At 61.0% G+C, this 16,936-nt stretch carries 19 protein-coding genes and 1 pseudogene; all 20 read left to right on the plus strand.

From position 1 onward, the window contains the following. Window positions 1-61: 61 nt before the first annotated feature. The 20 genes and pseudogenes from CD928_RS05485 (at window position 62) to CD928_RS05575 (ending at window position 16,934) form a co-directional block, all read left to right on the plus strand. Window positions 62-1,225: an integrase arm-type DNA-binding domain-containing protein gene (locus CD928_RS05485; protein WP_095386000.1), complete on the plus strand. Its 1,164-nt coding sequence runs from the start codon at window positions 62-64 to the stop codon at window positions 1,223-1,225. A gap of 156 nt (window positions 1,226-1,381) precedes the next feature. After that, window positions 1,382-1,576 carry an AlpA family transcriptional regulator gene (locus tag CD928_RS05490; protein ID WP_095386002.1) on the plus strand — a complete coding sequence of 65 codons (195 nt, stop codon included), beginning with the start codon at window positions 1,382-1,384 and terminating at the stop codon, window positions 1,574-1,576. Then, complete coding sequence (locus CD928_RS05495; protein ID WP_095386005.1) at window positions 1,570-3,666, plus strand: Hint domain-containing protein; 2,097 nt, start codon at window positions 1,570-1,572, stop codon at window positions 3,664-3,666. The genes CD928_RS05490 and CD928_RS05495 overlap by 7 nt, the downstream gene beginning before the upstream one ends. Beyond that, on the plus strand, window positions 3,605-4,747 hold the full coding sequence (locus tag CD928_RS24010) for a hypothetical protein (RefSeq protein ID WP_217983728.1): 1,143 nt from the start codon (window positions 3,605-3,607) through the stop codon (window positions 4,745-4,747). The genes CD928_RS05495 and CD928_RS24010 overlap by 62 nt, the downstream gene beginning before the upstream one ends. Next, the gene (locus CD928_RS05505; protein ID WP_095386010.1) at window positions 4,744-5,409 is read left to right on the plus strand and encodes a hypothetical protein; all 666 of its coding nucleotides are present in this window, start codon (window positions 4,744-4,746) and stop codon (window positions 5,407-5,409) included. The genes CD928_RS24010 and CD928_RS05505 overlap by 4 nt, the downstream gene beginning before the upstream one ends. Then, window positions 5,406-6,296, plus strand: coding sequence for a site-specific DNA-methyltransferase (locus tag CD928_RS23735; protein ID WP_176473466.1), 891 nt, complete (start codon window positions 5,406-5,408; stop codon window positions 6,294-6,296). Before CD928_RS05505 ends, CD928_RS23735 begins: the two co-directional genes overlap by 4 nt. Continuing rightward, window positions 6,196-6,477: pseudogene (locus tag CD928_RS24015) on the plus strand (DNA methyltransferase); the annotation flags it as partial. The gene CD928_RS23735 and the pseudogene CD928_RS24015, both read left to right, overlap by 101 nt. Continuing rightward, complete coding sequence (locus CD928_RS05515) at window positions 6,474-8,528, plus strand: phage terminase large subunit family protein (RefSeq protein WP_095386013.1); 2,055 nt, start codon at window positions 6,474-6,476, stop codon at window positions 8,526-8,528. The pseudogene CD928_RS24015 and the gene CD928_RS05515, both read left to right, overlap by 4 nt. Window positions 8,529-8,634: 106 nt before the next feature. Beyond that, window positions 8,635-8,841, plus strand: a complete 207-nt coding sequence (gene gpW / locus CD928_RS05520) for a gpW family head-tail joining protein (protein WP_095386016.1) — start codon at window positions 8,635-8,637, stop codon at window positions 8,839-8,841. Continuing rightward, window positions 8,838-10,580, plus strand: coding sequence for a phage portal protein (locus CD928_RS05525; RefSeq protein WP_095386019.1), 1,743 nt, complete (start codon window positions 8,838-8,840; stop codon window positions 10,578-10,580). The genes gpW and CD928_RS05525 overlap by 4 nt, the downstream gene beginning before the upstream one ends. Next, window positions 10,577-11,869: a S49 family peptidase gene (locus tag CD928_RS05530; protein WP_095386022.1), complete on the plus strand. Its 1,293-nt coding sequence runs from the start codon at window positions 10,577-10,579 to the stop codon at window positions 11,867-11,869. Before CD928_RS05525 ends, CD928_RS05530 begins: the two co-directional genes overlap by 4 nt. A 29-nt stretch (window positions 11,870-11,898) precedes the next feature. After that, window positions 11,899-12,336, plus strand: a complete 438-nt coding sequence (locus CD928_RS05535) for a hypothetical protein (protein ID WP_095386025.1) — start codon at window positions 11,899-11,901, stop codon at window positions 12,334-12,336. Between the two features lie 35 nt (window positions 12,337-12,371). Beyond that, complete coding sequence (locus CD928_RS05540; RefSeq protein ID WP_176473467.1) at window positions 12,372-13,475, plus strand: major capsid protein; 1,104 nt, start codon at window positions 12,372-12,374, stop codon at window positions 13,473-13,475. Between the two features lie 75 nt (window positions 13,476-13,550). Continuing rightward, on the plus strand, window positions 13,551-13,925 hold the full coding sequence (locus tag CD928_RS23320; protein WP_176473468.1) for a hypothetical protein: 375 nt from the start codon (window positions 13,551-13,553) through the stop codon (window positions 13,923-13,925). 33 nt (window positions 13,926-13,958) lie between these two features. Further along, window positions 13,959-14,315 carry a hypothetical protein gene (locus CD928_RS05550; protein ID WP_141237094.1) on the plus strand — a complete coding sequence of 119 codons (357 nt, stop codon included), beginning with the start codon at window positions 13,959-13,961 and terminating at the stop codon, window positions 14,313-14,315. After that, a complete protein-coding gene (locus CD928_RS05555; RefSeq protein WP_095386034.1) occupies window positions 14,308-14,910 on the plus strand; it encodes a hypothetical protein in 603 nt (200 codons plus the stop codon). The genes CD928_RS05550 and CD928_RS05555 overlap by 8 nt, the downstream gene beginning before the upstream one ends. After that, window positions 14,903-15,418, plus strand: a complete 516-nt coding sequence (locus CD928_RS05560) for a hypothetical protein (protein WP_095386037.1) — start codon at window positions 14,903-14,905, stop codon at window positions 15,416-15,418. The genes CD928_RS05555 and CD928_RS05560 overlap by 8 nt, the downstream gene beginning before the upstream one ends. 44 nt (window positions 15,419-15,462) lie before the next feature. Then, the gene (locus CD928_RS05565) at window positions 15,463-16,209 is read left to right on the plus strand and encodes a hypothetical protein (RefSeq protein WP_095386040.1); all 747 of its coding nucleotides are present in this window, start codon (window positions 15,463-15,465) and stop codon (window positions 16,207-16,209) included. Between the two features lie 6 nt (window positions 16,210-16,215). Further along, window positions 16,216-16,695, plus strand: coding sequence for a hypothetical protein (locus CD928_RS05570; protein ID WP_095386042.1), 480 nt, complete (start codon window positions 16,216-16,218; stop codon window positions 16,693-16,695). A 38-nt stretch (window positions 16,696-16,733) separates the two neighbouring features. After that, window positions 16,734-16,934: a hypothetical protein gene (locus CD928_RS05575; RefSeq protein WP_095386045.1), complete on the plus strand. Its 201-nt coding sequence runs from the start codon at window positions 16,734-16,736 to the stop codon at window positions 16,932-16,934. Window positions 16,935-16,936: the final 2 nt, after the last annotated feature.

Here is a 16,936-nt window from a genome sequence, read left to right on the forward strand (position 1 = left end):
TATGGACAGCTACGGTATTTTACGGTAGATTTTACGGTATAGTTTCTCATGGATACCGTAAATGCTTTCTGACGCGAAAATCCGCAACGCGAAGCCCCGCGACAAGCCCTTCAAACTGAACGACTCATCCGGCCTGTACCTGTTCGTTGCGACGAGCGGCACGAAGTCATGGCGGTTCGACTATCAGTTCGCCGGCAAGCGCGGCACGCTGACCTTCGGCAAATACCCCCACATCACAATCCGCGATGCGCGCGACAAGGCAGATGACGCCCGCGGACGTCTCGAGCGCGGCCAGTCGCCCAAGATCACCACCGACACGATCACGTTCGACGACCTGGCCGACCAATGGTTGAAGGCGCAGCGCGCGGCATGGAGTGATCGGCACCACCGCATCACGAGCACGCGCATCAAGAAATATTTGCGCAAGCCGTTCGGTCATCGAAACCCGAACGACATCACACCGCAGGAAATCCTGACGGAAATTCGCAAAATCGAGAATCGTGGTGCGATCTATCTCGCGAAGGTGATCAACAACTTCATGTCGCGCATCCTGCGTTTCGGCATCCCCGAGGGACTGGTCGCGCGCGATACGGCGGGGGAAATCGTTGGCGCACTGAGCGCGCCGCGTCCGGTTCAGCACCGCGCGAAGATCGCAGCCGCAGAGATCCCGGCGCTGATCGGCAAGATGCGCGAGTATGATTTCGACCAGGAGACGCGCGACGCGATGCTGTTGACGATCCTTACCGTGGCACGCACCTCCGAGACGCGCTTCGCGCATGATGACGAGTTCGAAGGACTGGACGGCGACAATCCGATCTGGCGCCTTCCGCCTGCTCGCATGAAGATGCGCAACGAGCATCTGGTGCCGTTGTCGCCCGATGCGGTCGAGATCGTGAAACGGCGGCGCGGTCGCGGGTTGCTGTTCGCGAGTAACACGGTGAGCGGCGTCATCAGCGAGAACACGATGCTCTACGGGTTGTATCGGCTCGGATATCATGGGCGCGCGACGGTTCACGGGTTCCGCGGCGCATTCTCGACCGCTGCGAACGAAGCGGAGTGGAATGCGGACTGGGTCGAATATTGCCTCGCCCATGTTGAAGAGAAGAAAAGCCGGAAGGCTTATAATTCGGCGCTCTACCTGAAGCAGCGTCGCAGGCTGCTCGAATGGTGGGCGGATGTGGTGTTCGGAAGAAAGCCCGCCGATCCTTCGACCGACGGGCTCTGACGATTCTGTTGGGGGTTTGGGTTAGGCACCTTTGCGCATGTCATCCTCCATCGAATGTAGTTTTCGTGTTGCCATACGACCCTAGATGATTCTCCCTTGATTGTCACGCGAAACGTGAGTATCTCACCAACGACGTGATTCAATGGAGCGGACCACATGGCGGTCGATGAAGAATTCTGGCGCTTGCCGACGGTACTGAAGGTTACGGGCCTGTCGCGCGCTCAGATTTATCGTCGGATCAACGACGGTTCGTTTCCCAAGGCGAAGTCGTATCGGGGCGGCGGTCGTACCGTGTTCTGGTTGTCGTCCGATATCCGCAACTGGCAGCAGGAAGAGCTTGCGGCGTGCTGACGTTCGGTTCGGCATGTTCGGGTATTGAAGCGGCGTCCGTCGCGTGGCTTCCATTGGGGTGGCGCTGCGAATGGGTCGCCGAGATCGATAAGGACGCTTCGGCGCTGCTCGCATATCGTTACCCCGACGTGCCGAACCTGGGGGATATGACGCTGATCCCCGGTCTGATCGAACATGATCTGGTCGCGGCGCCGGACGTGTTTGTGGCGGGCACGCCGTGCTTCGCCGCAGGGACGTTTGTGACGACACCCGATGGGCTGCGACCAATTGAAGATATCCGAGTCGGTGATTTGGTGCTTACGCATCAGCGTCGCTGGCGGCGGGTGTTGCGCGTAGGCTCAAAGTTTACGTCAGAGACGATTGTCGTCAAAGGGCAAGGTCATCCGGGGTTGTTGACGACTCCAGAGCATCCGTTTTGGGCGTGCGAGAAGAATGGGTTCGCGACTCGGCGAAATGGCAGGTCGGTTTGGGACACCTGGATTGAGGGGCCATCATGGGTCGAAGCGAAGGATTTGCGGGGCAAGCATTGGGCGTCTGTCGCAGCCTTCCCCGATACATCCATTCCCCCAATCGTTTGCAACGGGAATGAACGGGCGTCAGCACCTTTCAATGAGGATTTCTTCTGGTTGATAGGTGCGTTCGTCGGTGACGGTTGGACCCGAATGACAGATCGACGTTCGTACATCTTATACGGCGTCAATGCCGCTAAGGCTAAATTGATAATTGAACGGGCCGAAGCGATCGGTTGGCACGTCACCGAGACGGAAACGAGGACAGGTGTCCGGTTGCAGATTTGTGTGTCGGCCGCAGCACGGTGGATTCGCGAACAATTTGGTCACGGTGCCGATGGAAAGCGCATTCCGGGATGGTTGTTCGGCATTCCCAGACACCTTCGTCGCGCGTGGCTCGACGGATATATTGCAATGGATGGAACAGCGAATTCCAGTGTTCGAGGGCATCGGATCGCCACGATCAATCGCGAACTCGCAATCGGAACGCGCATGGTGGCAAATTCGCTCGGCCACGCGAGCAGCATCGACCATATCCAACCGAACCGTTCAAAATGTATCATCGAAGGCCGCACGGTCAACGAGCGAGCTTACTACACGGTGACGATATCGAATTCGAACAGGTCATCGTTTGAGCGTGACAATATGCGCTTCGGATGCGTCCGTAGCGTCGAACCTGGCCCACCGACCCAAGTATTCAATCTCGAGGTCGAGGAAGACAACTCCTACTGCGCAGACGGTTTCGTAGTCCATAACTCCCAAGGATTTTCGCTCGCGGGACTGCGCGGCGGCATGTCCGACCCCCGAGGACGCCTCACCCTTACCTATGTGGAGATCGTCGATGCACTCGACAGTAAACGCCGCGAGCGCGGCGAGCCACCCGTCATTGCAGTATGGGAAAATGTACCCGGCGCACTCAGCATGCCAGACAACTCGTTTGGATCCTTTCTCGCGGCTCTCGCCGGCGACGATGTCGCTCTGGAACCGGGTGAACGACCTGCAACGGGCAAGGACAGCCAGTTCTGGAAGTGGGATCGCAAAACACAGCAGCATCGTCCAAAGTGGCCGGTGTCAGGTGTTGTTGCTGGACCCGAAAGATCAGTCGCGTGGATCGTTAGGGACGCTCAATATTATGGACTGGCACAGCGACGCCGTCGTGTGTTCGTTGTCGCAAGTGCTCGTGCGGACTTCGATCCCGGAGAGGTTCTACTTGAGTTGGATTGCGTGCGCCGGGATTTTGCGCCGAGCCGCGAAGCGGGGGAAAGTGTTGCCCATGATGTTGCACCGTGCCTTACAGGCAGTGGCAGTGGCAGGGGCATCGAGCGCACCGGAGATACCCGCGGCCAAGACTGCGTCGTCGCCGTTGCAGGATCTGATCGGGTAAGGTGGCCCGCTGAGATCGCGCCAACGCTCAACGCGCATTTCGGCACGAAGATGGGTCTCGAAGATCAACATATAGCGGGGGGGGGAGGTCTTTTCGTTCCCGCCACCCGTATCGCTCTGCCTCAATGCGGGAGCGATGGGGCGACAGGACGCCGAGACGGAGACGCTGATTCCTATTATCGGAGCCGTCTTCGATGATGCTCAGTTGCCCATAGCCTTCACCGCCAAAGTCTTTGGCGGTGATGCGAGCGTCGATCTCTTCCCCACCCTGCGCGCCGGCCAGTTCGACGGGTCACATGCGAATGGCGGGGTAATGCCTGCTGTGGCATATTCCATTATGCCGCTGTTCATCGGCAAGGACTTCAAAGCGCGCGAAACCGATATATCGCAGCCATTAATGGCTGCGGGGCCGGTCGGTGGCAACCAAGGCGGCGATTACATCGTGCAGCCCGCTTATGCAGTCGCGCTGCGCGGTCGGGAAGGTGGCGCAACGGCGGAACTCGGTGACGAAGTGGCGTTCACCCTGCGAACTGGCGGCGGCGGCGGTGATAAACCGCATGTTCTAGCGTCGGTCGAACCCCTCATCATTCGATGCGGCTGCGGCGCACAGTTTCGTGGCGAGATCAGCGATATCTGCTCGGAATGCGGCACGATACGCGATGCCCAAGTCACTTATCCTGTCTCGCGCGGTGGCGCACCCGAAGTCATCCCCTTCGACACGACACAGATCACATCGAAATATAATTACAGCCACCCCAAGGCGGGTGACCCGTGTCACCCGCTTGCTGCCTCGGCGCATCCGCCCGCGGTATGCGTCACGGAACCCGTGACGCATACCCTGACGAGCGAGGGATTTGACGCGAGTGAAGATGGCACGGGCCGAGGCAACCCCATCGTCTGTCACGGATCGCAAGACCCCGTAACATCGGACAACCTCGCCCTCCCCGTTCAGCGCAACAACGGGCTCGAGAATGACATTCTCGAGCCGCCGAGCAAGGCCGTGCGTCGATTGATGCCGCCAGAATGCGAACGACTTCAGGGATTCCCCGACGGCTACACGCGCATCCCGGTTCGCCACTACAAGCGAAAGAAAATCACCAAAACGCGCCCCGAGGATTATTGGGAACCCGACCCGAAGGACGGTTGGTGGCTGATGACCGCCGACAGCGTCCGCTACAAGCAACTCGGGAACTCGATGCCCGTGCCCGTGATGTTTTGGATCGGCCAACGAATCACGCGAAACGTGCTTCAACACTCGCTCGACGGGATAATCGGATGACCGACTTCGACGAGCTCATCGGCGTCGCGGCGCAGCCCGCACCTCCCCTGACCGACTCCAGCGATCGCCAACGCGCTGCCGCGCTACGTGCCGCGGCGAGCGGCGCAACATTTGTCCAGCTGCGCGATCTCAAGCGACCGGTGACCGCCAGCTTCCTCGCTTCCGTGTTCGACATGGACCCGGCAACGATCAAGAAGCGCCTCCTGCCGCTCGAACCTCTGGCGCAGGTCGGCGGGCGACAGGTCGTGGTGTGGGACTTCAAGGAAGCCGCGGCGTATCTCGTCGAACCGAAGATCGACCTTGAGAAATATATCGCCTCGCTCGACTTCAAGAAACTGCCCCATCACATCAACAAGGTCTTCTGGGACGCGAAGCGCTCGAAGCTGAAATACCTCCACGAAGCCGGCGAAGCATGGATGACGTCGGACGTGCTCGAGGTGTTCGGCCGCGCCTTCATGACGATCAAGGACCAAACGCAGTTGTTCGTCGAGACGATGCGCGAGCGCGGGAAACTCACCGACGAGCAGATGACGTTGTTCGAGTCCCTAGTCGACGGGTTTCAGGCGGATCTGCACTCGAAACTGGTCGAGGCGCCGCGGTTGCATCAGACGCAGTCGGTCGCGGGGCAGGATCGGGATTTGGATGAGGGAGTGGAGGGGTGAGTTGGGGACGCCTGCTCATCGGTGATTGCGTCGAACAGTTGCGCACGCTGCCTGATCGGTGTGTTCAGACGTGCGTGACGTCGCCGCCATATTTCGGCCTGCGCGACTATGGTGTCGACGGTCAGATTGGTCTCGAGGCGACGCCCGATGAGTTTGTCGCTGCCATGGTTGTTGTGTTCCGTGAAGTCTGGCGCGTGCTGCGCGATGATGGAACGCTCTGGCTGAATTTGGGCGATAGTTATGCTGCAAATCGCACCTACCAAGTCGAGCAGACGAAAGGTGGACCGAAGCATGGCACAGCACAGGCAGTAAGAGGTCGCGGACAGCGCGCATCCGAATATGGCCTCAAACCTAAAGACCTAATCGGCATCCCGTGGCGCGTCGCTTTCGCGCTTCAAGCCGATGGTTGGTTTCTGCGTCAGGACATCATCTGGTCGAAACCAAACCCGATGCCGGAATCGGTTCGCGACCGCTGCACGCGATCTCACGAATATATCTTCATGCTCTCGAAACGCGCCCGATACTATTATGATTCTGACGCGATAAAAAATCCCCCATCTCAGGCGCTGCTCGATCAAATTCGCGATGGTTACAATGGGATCGACACGAAGAATTTCGGCGAGGCGCGCGCAGTCGGCATCTGGCACGAAGTCACGAATCATCGAAAGTGCACGCAAGAAGCTCGACAAGCAACGCGGTCACGGTCGTCGTCACGCAGGGTTCAACGATCGATGGGACGCTATGTCGCGATCAGAGCAACAGATGCTCGGATCGAACAAGCGATCCGTTTGGAATGTCAGCCCGAAACCCTTCAAGGGCGCACATTTCGCCACCTTCCCAGTCGACCTGATCGAACCCTGCATTCTCGCAGGAAGCCGCGTCGGTGACGTCGTTCTCGATCCATTCATGGGCGCTGGCACAACGGCTTGCGCAGCCGTCAAGAACTTGCGCCGCTGGATCGGCTGCGAACTCAATCCCGACTACGCGCAAATCGCGACCGAACGAATCAACGCTTTCCCATTCCCCGGCGCGTTGTCCCACCCTCTCGCGTGGGACGCCGTAGCATGACCTTCATCACCCTCGAAGACATGATCGTCGCGACCGCCGAGGCAGTCCGTCCCCCGGAACGCCTGTCGATCAGCGAAGGCGCGCGCCGCACGCATTATGTGAATCTACCCGGCACGCACGTTGGTTACTTCGACTATGACAAGACTCCTTACCTGATCGAACCGCAGGACGAACTGTCCAGCCTTCAGTTCACGGGCCAAATCTATGTCGGCCCGGCGCGCGGCGGCAAATCGGCCGGCGCGATCAACTGGCTCGCGAGCAGCGCGCGATACGATCCTGCCGACATGATGTTCATCCACATGACTCAGGCGACTGCTCGCGACTGGTCGATCGGCGATCTCGGTCGCGCGATCCGCTACTCACCGGAAATCGCCCGCCGCATGACGCCCGGCAGGCAGAACGACAACGTCTTCGACAAGCGGTTCCTGTCGGGGATGCGGCTGCTCATCAAATGGCCGACCATCACCGAATTGTCGGGTAAGACGATCCCGCGTCTGTGGCTGTTCGATTATGACCGTATGCCGCAGGACATCGACGGTGAAGGCAACCCGTTCGACCTAGCGCGGAAGCGCGCGCAGACCTTCAAGCGGTTCGGCATGTGCGCCGCCGAAGGCTCGCCGGGCTTCATCATCGAAGATCCGAAATGGCTCCCTTCAACGCCGCACGAAGCACCGCCGACCAAGGGAATCCTGTCGCTCTACAACCGCGGCGACCGACGGCGCTGGTATTGGAGGTGCGTCAAGTGCCGTGAACCGTTCGAGGGTGACTTCAAGAATTTCGTCTGGCCCGATTCCGCCGATCTGCTCGACGCTGCGGAACAGGTTCGACTTCTCTGCCCGTCGTGTGAGTTCCCTCACGAGCATGAGATGAAATACGAGCTCAACCTTGGCGGGAAATGGATCAAGGAGGGGCAGGTCTGGCTTCCCGACGGCACGGTCGGCGGTGTCGCGCGTCGCAGCACCATCGCCTCATTCTGGCAGAAGGGGCCATCAGCTGCTTTCGCGACATGGACTGAACTGGTGTTCAAATTCTTGCAGGCACAGCAGGAATATGAGGCGACCGGTAGCGAAGAGGCGCTGAAAACGACGACCAACGTCGACCAGGGTCTGCCGTACATGATGAAGGCGACCGAAGCAGGTCGCCTGCCGGAAGAATTGAAGCAGCGCGCAGAGGATTGGGGCGGATCAGCCGAAGCGCCCGTCGTGCCTCATGGTGGCCGTTTCCTTGTCAAGACCGTCGACGTGCAGGCACGCGCGTTCGTCGTACAGACGCATTCGGTCGACGAATACGGCGACATCGCGATCATCGAAATGAAGAAGATCCGTCGTTCCGTCGTTGCCGACGAGAACGGAGAATGGCAGACGATCGACCCTGCATCGCGACCCGAAGACTGGGACGTGCTGATAGAGGAACTGCATCAAACCTATCCGCTCGCAGACGGATCGGGGATGCGGATGCGGATCAAGATCATGGGATGCGACTCCGGTGGTCGCGAAGGCGTGACGGCCAACGCCTATAATTTCTGGCGCAAGCTGCGCGACCGCGGCGATGGCGAGCATCTGCGGTTCCATCTGATCAAGGGCGATGCGTCGAAGTCCGCACCGCGCATCAGCACCATCTACCCCGACAGCGGTCGCAAGGATCGCTTCGTCAACGCGCGCGGCGAGATTCCGGTGCAGCGCGTCAACACCGATATCGTCAAGGATATGGCCTATGCGATGCTCGGCCGCACCGATCCGGGCGGCCGCGTCCGGTTCCCGCTGTGGGCCGAAGAATGGCTCTACAAGCAGCTGACCACCGAAATCAAAACCGCGAAGGGCTGGGAAAATCTCAGCCGGCGCCGCAACGAGGCGTGGGATTTGCTCGTCTACACGATCGCGCTCTGCCTGCATCGCACGGTGAATCTCGAGCGCATCGATTGGGACAATCCGCCCACATGGGCGCGCGACTGGGATGAGAACGACATGGTGTTCAATCCCTATGTCGAAGACGACGATTCCGCGCCCGACACCGCGCCGTCACTGGCCGATCTTGCATCGCGTCTCGCTTAGTCACTTTATACGTGACAATGCACCTCCAAACATGCTAGAGTCACGTATCGCTTGATTCTATGTCGCGTCGATGGCATTTCGCGAGCCAGTTCGAACTGGGAACGCGATGACCGACGCAGAACTTCTTGCCGAAGCGAAAACCGCATATCACGCCCTGATGACGGGGCGCAGCGTCGTCGAGGCTCGCGACCAGAACGGCGAAATGGTTCGCTACGGCATCGCGAACGCGGGACGACTCGCAGCCTACATCGACCAACTCGAACGCAAGATTGACCCGACCAAGGCATCCGGCCCCATGAGGCTGATCGGATGAGCCTGTCGGAATTCGACGATCTGATCGGCGTCCCCTCCCCGCCGCCGTCAGCGTCACCGCCGCCGCAGGTGCTGGTCCCTTCCAGCGGCGGCGGTGACATGGCGATGGGTGGGTTCGAAGGCGCTGACCAGTTCGATCGCACCCTGTCGCTGTGGTCGCCCCCGCTTCAATCCGCCGATGCCGACATTCTTCCCGACAAGGACGTCGGCGATGGTCGCATCCGCGCGCTGCTGAACGACGACGCCTATATTCAGGGTGTCGCGCGGCTGCGCAAAGACAATGTCGTCGGCCATCAGTTCTTGCTGAACGCGCGACCCTCGATCGGCTACCTGAATCGCGAAGCGCGTCGCAAGGGTATGCCCGCGACGTTCGACGAGAATTGGGAAGAAGAGTTTCAGGAGGAAGTCGAGGAACTGTTCGATCTGTGGGCCGAAAGCCCCGACAATTGGGTCGACAGCAAGCGTCAGAACAGTTTCACCGAAATGGTCCGCCTGATGATCGGCGTCCACCTGGCAGGCGGCGAAGTGCTCGCCACCGCCGAGTGGGACCGGGAAGGCTTTGGAGAATTCAAGACGGTCATCAACCTGATCGATCTTGACCGGCTGTCGACCGACCCTGATCACCGCAATGACAAGATGGTCCGTGCAGGTGTTCGTTTCGACAGCCGCGGTCGTCCCGTCGCGTATCAGATCCGCGAAGGTCATCCGAGCGACGTCCAGTGGACGTATCTGTATGACCTGCCGCGCTGGCGCGAGCATCCGATCCGCACCAAATGGGGTCGGCTGCAGGTTCTGCATATCAAGGAAGATATGCGCGTCGACCAGACGCGCGGCTTCTCGGATCTCATGTCGACGATCAAACCGTCGAAAATGGGTCACAGGCTGCGCGACGTGGCGTTGCAGCAGCAGGTTCTGCAGTCGCTCTACGCCGGCGCGATCACGTCGGAACTTCCTGCCGAACAGGTGTTCGCGCAGCTTGGCGGCGGCGAGATCAGCCCCGACGCCGTCGCGAAGGCGATCAACAGCTACGCGACCGGCTACCTCGGACAGATCGAGCAATATGTCGGGAACAGCCGCGCGCTGCAGATGGACGGCGCGCGCGTCCCCCATCTGTTTCCGGGCACCAAGTTTGAGCTCATGTCACCCGGCAAGGGTGGCGTCGTCGGCACGGACTTCGAACGATCACTGAACATGTATCAGTCGGTCGCGGCAGGTGTGTCCTACGAACAGTTCACCCACGACTATTCGAAGACGAATTATTCGTCGGCGCGCGCCGGCGAAGGCAACACCTGGAAGTTCATGCAGGCGCTCAAGCGCCTCATTGCCGAGCGCGCCGCGAACAGCGTCTATCGCCTGTTCCTCGAGGAAGGGGTCAACCAGAATAAGTTGACCACGTTCCCGAAGGCCAAGGCAGGACTTCTCTACACTGACGCGGGCCGCGATGGTCGCCTCAACATGGCGTTCTCGGCGCTGGCGCGCGCGGACTGGATCGGCGCGGCGCGCGGCCAGATCGACGAGCTAAAGGAAACCGAAGCCGCGATCCTGCGCATCGATAACGGACTCTCCACGCGCGAAGAGGAACTGGCGCGGCTCGGCAAGGACTGGCGCCGCGTCTACCGCCAGCGCGCCCGCGAGAAGCGCGAGGAAGAACGTCTCGGGCTCACATTCGGCGATCACGCCATGAACGGTGCCGCGCGCACCGAACCCCAATCACAGAGCGAAGAGGAATCCGCACCATGAATCCGCTCCTGACGCGGTTCGCGAACGAACCCGCGCTGATCAATCCTGAAATGCTCGGTCTCGTGCAGGGCAACCTGGTCGAAGCCGCGAAGATCGACCTGTCCCGCGCGGTCGATCTGGCGAGCGATGATGATGATTTCTGGCCGCAGCCCGACAGTTGGGCCGCGCGCTATCGCCCATATGTCGTCAAGGACGGCACGCTGCAGATTCCGGTCAAGGGTGTGCTCTTGCACGACTTCGGCTGGCAACTCGATTCGTGGGCGACCGGTTACGACTACATCCTGCGCGCGTTCAAGCGCGGCATGGAAGACGGTAACGTCCAGCGCATCGCGTTCATCGTCCATAGTCCCGGTGGCACGGTCGCAGGCTGCTTTGAAACGCTCGAAAAGATGCAGGCCGCGAAAGCCGAAGCGGGGAAACCCGTGGAAGCGTTCGTCGCCGAAGCCGGATATTCCGCCGCCTACGCGACGATGATGGTCGCCGACAAGATCACCGTCACCCGCACGGGCGGCGTCGGTTCGATCGGCGTCGTCACGATGCACATCGATCAGTCGAAGCTCATGGACGAATGGGGTCTCAAGATCACGTTCATTTTCGCGGGCAAACACAAAGTCGACGGCAACAGCTTCGAGGCACTGCCCGATGACGTGCGCGAGCGCATTCAGGCCCGCATCGACGACCTCTACCAGATTTTCGTTTCGGCCGTCGCGGAAGGCCGAAGCATGGATGAGCAGACAGTGCGCAAGACCGAAGCGCAATGTTTCACTGCTCCCGAAGCAATATCGAACGGGCTCGCCGACAATGTCGGTTGGCTCGACGATGCCCTGGCTGCGTTTGTGGCCGATTTGTCCAACCCCTCCAATGATGAAGGAGACGACGACATGTCCAACAAGACGGACAATTCGGCGCCGGAAGCCAGCGCCGAGAACACCCAGCCCGCACTGTCGCAGGCTGACATCGATGCGGCGGTGAAGGCTGACCGCGCGCGCATCGGAGCCATCACCGGCTGCGAAGATGCCGAGGGCCGTGGTGCGCTCGCGAACCATATCGCGATGAACACCGACATGGACCTCGACGCGGCCAAGGCGATGCTCGCCGCGGCCCCGAAGGAAACGGCGGCTGCACCCTCGGGCTCGCAGACCCCGTTCGACGCGGCTATGGACGGCAACAGCCCCGATGTCGCAGCCGAACCCGATAACGCCGACCCGAAGGCCGAGGACGACGGCTCCGACACGATCGCGCTCGCGCGTCGCTTCGGTCTCGCCTGCGTCAGCGCCGCCGCGGCCTGATCCAGATCACTTACGAAGGAGATTTTCTCATGGCTGATGTTACCACCAGCTACAAGAACGCGGACGTCTACGGTCGCGCCGCGTTCGAAGTGCTCGACACGTTCACGCAGGACAACCTGCTCGCAGGCAGCGAACCTCCGCTGCGTCCCGCACTGGTCCTTCCCGGCCTCGCATCGACCGACTTCGCGCAGTTCGAAGTCGTCGGCATCGACGCCAACGGGTTCGTGGCCCCTGCCGAATATGACGACGTCAATGCCGAATGGACGGTGAAGCCGTTCGGCGTGATCGCCCACTCCGCGTCGATCGGTGCGGGCGGCGCCAACGTCCACGTCTGGTACAGCGGCTGCTTCGCACTCGAAGGTCCGCTCGTCTGGGATGCCTCGATCGACACCGACGCGCTCAAGACGTCGGGTTTCATCGGCGCGCTCACCCCCTCGCAGATCATCGTTCGCTCGCGCGAAGCCTGATCACAGCACTCCCCTCCAATTAAGGATCAATGACAATGTCGGACAATCCCTACGAACTGTGGTCGACCCGCAAGTCGCTTGGCGTCATGCGCGACACCAAGTCGGAAACGGTCAACTATTTCCGCCAGTGGTTCCCGTTCCAGCATCGCTCGACCGAGGAATATATCGACTTCGAGAAGCTGCCGATTCGCAGCAAGAAGCTCGCGCCGTTCGCCCTGCCGCTCGGCGAGGGTGGCAGCGTCTACGACGACTCGGCCCGCGCCTATCGCGTGAAGCCCGCCTATGTCGTGCTCGACGACGTGGTCGATCCGCTGAAGCCGCTGACCTATCAGCCGGGTATCGACCAGAGCCGCTTCGATGTGACCAAGCTGTCGCCGAAACAGCGTCTCGAGATGCTGAAGGTGCAGATCGCCGCCGCGCATCGCAACGCTTGGGACCGCCGCATGGAATGGCTCGCCGCGCGCGCCATTATCGACGGTCAGGTGACGCTCTCGGGTCCGAAATATCCGACGACGTTGGTGAACTTCCAGCGCGCTGCGGGCCACACCGTCACGCTCGGCGCCGGCGACCGCTTCGGCGAAGCGGGGGTTTCGATCCTCGACTTCTTCAAGGCACAGATCGCCAAGATGTGCGCTGCGGAATTCGGCGGAATGCCGACCCGCATCACCATGTCGGGCACTGTCGCTGCAATCATCCAGGCCGATGAAGAAATTCTGAAGCACATGGACATCAATACGACCGGTGGTCGTCACCAGGTCGAACGCGGCATCCTCGCGGCCGACCCGAAGCAGCCGATGGTCTATCGCTTCGGCACGCTGTTCGTTGCCGGCAACAGCGGCGTCACCATCGAACTGTGGGTCAACGACGAGACCTACCAGAACGACGCGGGCGTGCAGACGCGCTACCTGCCGGCGCACGAGATCGTGTTCACCTCGACGCCCGACGCCGTGGCCGGTCACGAGTGCTTCGGTCGCATCGTCGATCAGGATGCGGACTACGAGCCGATCCCGCTGTTCCCGAAGAACTATCGCACCGGGGATCGCGTGAAGACCGAGCATGTCTCGCACACCTCGTCGCCGCTCGAGGTGCCGATCAACCCCAACGCAACGCTGAAGGCTGCGGTTATCGCCGCCGCCTGATTGTTCTGAAGGACCATACCGGCAGGTTTCAGCACCTGCCGGTATCACGTCAAAGGTGATTTTATGAGCAAAGACATGACCCTGGTTACCTCGATTCACGAGCTTCGTTACCGTGATGGCGACGAGCGCAAGATCGTCGAGCCGAACCAAACCGTCGAGATTCCTGCGAGCATCGCAGCGGAATTTCTCGCGCAGAAGGCGGCTCGTGAGCCGACCGAGGATGAAGCCGCCGTCTACGAGACGGTCGCCGCGCGTCGCGCCAAGACTGCCCCGACGGATGATGCGAAGGCCGCTGCGGATGCGAAGGCCGCTGCGGATGCGAAGGCCGCTGCGGATGCGAAGGCCGCTGCGGATGCGAAGGCCGCTGCGGATGCGAAGGCCGCTGCGGATGCGAAGGCCGCTGCGGATGCGAAAACTGGCGGCAAGAACCCCGCCGACGCCATCGGCTGATCGGTGCGTCGCTTCCGCGACATAAAGAACCAGATGCGCCGGGACCTGCATGACGAAATGCTGGTCCCGGCCTTCTACCGCGCGACTGCGGAATCCGCATGGGTTCCGGTCGAAGTCCGCGTTCATACCAAGATGAATCTCGTCGGTGACGACATGGAAGGCTACGGTGCCGACGGCGTCGGCGTCCGTGACATCACGCCCCGCGTCATTTTCATGCGCAGTCAGGTTTCGGTTCCGACACGCGGCGCCATTGTTTCGATCAGTTCCGACGAAGCATGGCAGATCGCCGACAGCGAGAAACCCGACGGCATCACGATCACTGCCATGGCAGCGCCCATTTCCGAAGCGAAGATCGCCGCGGACAACTACCCGGTGCGCGACGATGGCTGATCCCTACGTCGTCCTTGTCCAGTCGCAGACGCTCGACAGCATCACGAGCATCGGCGCGACGATCGAACGCAATCTCGCCCGCGCAATCAACACCGTCACGCGCAACGCTCGAGCGGAGGCCGCGCGCCGCATCCGGCAGCAGGTCGCGTTTCCGGCACGCTATCTCAGCGGCGAGAATGGGCGCCTCTCGATCACCAAGCGCGCGAACACGATGGACCTGACCGCCGCCATCACCGGCAGGCATCGCGCGACATCGCTCGCGCGCTTCGCGACGACACCGACGTCGAAGCGTTCCGCAGGTGTCTCCGTGCAGGTCGAACCGGGACTTGCGACGCGGATGCCGAAGGCGTTCTTCATTCCGCTCCGCAGCGGCAACACCGACACGCTCGGAAATGTCGGTCTCGCGATCCGTCTCCCTGAAGGCCAGACTCCGTCGCGAGCCTACAAGCCGAAGTTGCTCGGTCGGAACCTGTGGCTGCTCTACGGCCCGTCGATCGACCAAGTGTTCGACGACGTGGCTGACGAAATGTCCCCGGATCTCGCGGAACGGCTCGAAGTCGAATATCTCCGTTTGCAGGAGTTGGACCTTGACTGACCCCCTCCCCTTCCGCCTCGACGTGCTGCAGCGCCTCACCGAGACGGTCGAAGCTGTCTCCATCGCAGACGGTTACGCGCATAATCTAGCAGGTCTCGTGTTCCGCGGTCGCGCGCGATACGGCGAAAATGATCCGTTGCCGATGGTCAGCTTCATCGAAGACCCGCGACCGAACGATCCCGTCGCCGAAGCGCGCGGCACGCAGGCACACCTGGTCGACTGGCGCATCTTGGTGCAGGGTTTCGTCGAGGACGATTTCGCGAACCCGACCGATCCCGCATATCGGCTCGCAGCTGACGTCGCCAAGGTGCTTAGCGCGCTGCGCGCCGGCATGGATCAGCGCAAACCAATCCTAGGATTCATCGAGAAAGGGCAGCGGATCGACAATATTTCGATCGGCGCTCCGATCGTGCGACCGCCCGACGAAGTTTCGGACAAGGCCTATTTCTGGCTCCCCGTCACACTCTCCCTCGTGGAGGACCCCGCAAAGCCGTTTACCTCAACCTAGAATCACGCTAAACGTGATTCGCTTACCTCAGGAGTGACTCTCCCATGTCCAAGATCAATCGCGAAAACCTGACGATCGGCCGCGGCCGACTGTTCTTCAAGCCGACCGGTGAGACGGGTTTTCGCCCGCTCGGCAACACGCCGGCTTTCAACCTGAATGTCGCCACCGAAACGCTGCCGCACTTCGACTCGCGTCAGGGTGTGCGCGTTCAGGACGCCGATGTCCCGGTGCAGACGACCTACGGCGCGAATTTCACCGCCGACCATATCCAGTCGGAAAATCTCGCGATCTTCCTGCAGGGTTCGAACCAGGTCGTTGCGGTCGCCGCAGCCACCGAGGAAACTGAAGTGCTCGCCGCGATCACGCTCGGCTATATGTATGAGCTGCCCGCGAAGAAGGTCGCCAACGTTACCGCCGTCACGGGCGCCACCCCGCTCGTCGCCGGCACCGATTTCACGGTCGACCTGAACAACGGCACCGTCGAATTCCTGCTCGACGCGACCGCGGTCGGCGATGGCGACCCGGTGACCATCACCTACGACATCGTCGCGCACAGCTTCGAGCGCGTCTCGTCGGGCGCGGAAGTGGTCGAAGGCCAGCTTCGCTTCATCGCGGACAACCCGCACGGCGAGGACAAGAACTATCTGATGGGCGCGGTGAAGCTGACCCCCAACGGCGACTTCGGCGTGATCTCCGAGGAATGGCAGTCGCTGCCGTTCACGGTCGTCATCTCGACGCCGGTCGGTGGCAGCGCCATCACCTGCGACGGTCAGCCGTACACCCCGGCATAATCGACCATGAGCAGCACGGGACTTTCGACGGACGAGTTGGCTGCACTGAGCAGCCAACTCAACCCGTCGCGCCAGATCAAGATGCCGAACGGCGTCGAGATCAGCATTCGCGGCATCGCGCTCGACGATGCACTCACCATCTATCGCCGTCACGCCGGCGAACTCTCGGCATGGTTCGAACGCCTCGCGTTGCAGGCCATGGAGAATCCCGAGGCAGGTTTCAGCTTCGACGCCAATATCGCATCGGCACTGGTCGACACCCTTCCGACCGTCACCGCTGACATTGTCGCGATCGCCATGGGTTACGATGATCCTGCCGTGATCGGCATCGTGCAGCGTATGGCGCTCGCGCCGAAGATCGCTGCGCTCGAAGCCATTGCGGATCTGACCTTCACGGAGGACATGCCGCCAAAAAAATTGTTCGAGACCGTCATTCAGGCAGCGGGCCTGGTGCGAACCAGCACCCCGCAGAGCGACGAAGCCTAGCGCGGTGGCTGTGGGATCTGCGCAAACAGGCAAGTCTCTTGCGCGCGCATGGTCACACGAATGTCGGTCTCTACCCGATTCATCTGATCAGGGAGGAAGCGCGCATCATTGAAGAACGCCTGAGCATGGATCTCGCGTCGCATCTGACGGGAATGACCATGGTCGGCGCATCGCTGCTGGGAGGCAAGGAGGGGACGCGACTGCTGAACGATTTCATCGAGGGACTGACCGAGGAATAGTT

Origin of the sequence: Sphingopyxis sp. GW247-27LB, assembly GCF_002277025.1 — a bacterium.
In the GTDB taxonomy this organism is placed as follows: Bacteria; Pseudomonadota; Alphaproteobacteria; order Sphingomonadales; family Sphingomonadaceae; genus Sphingopyxis.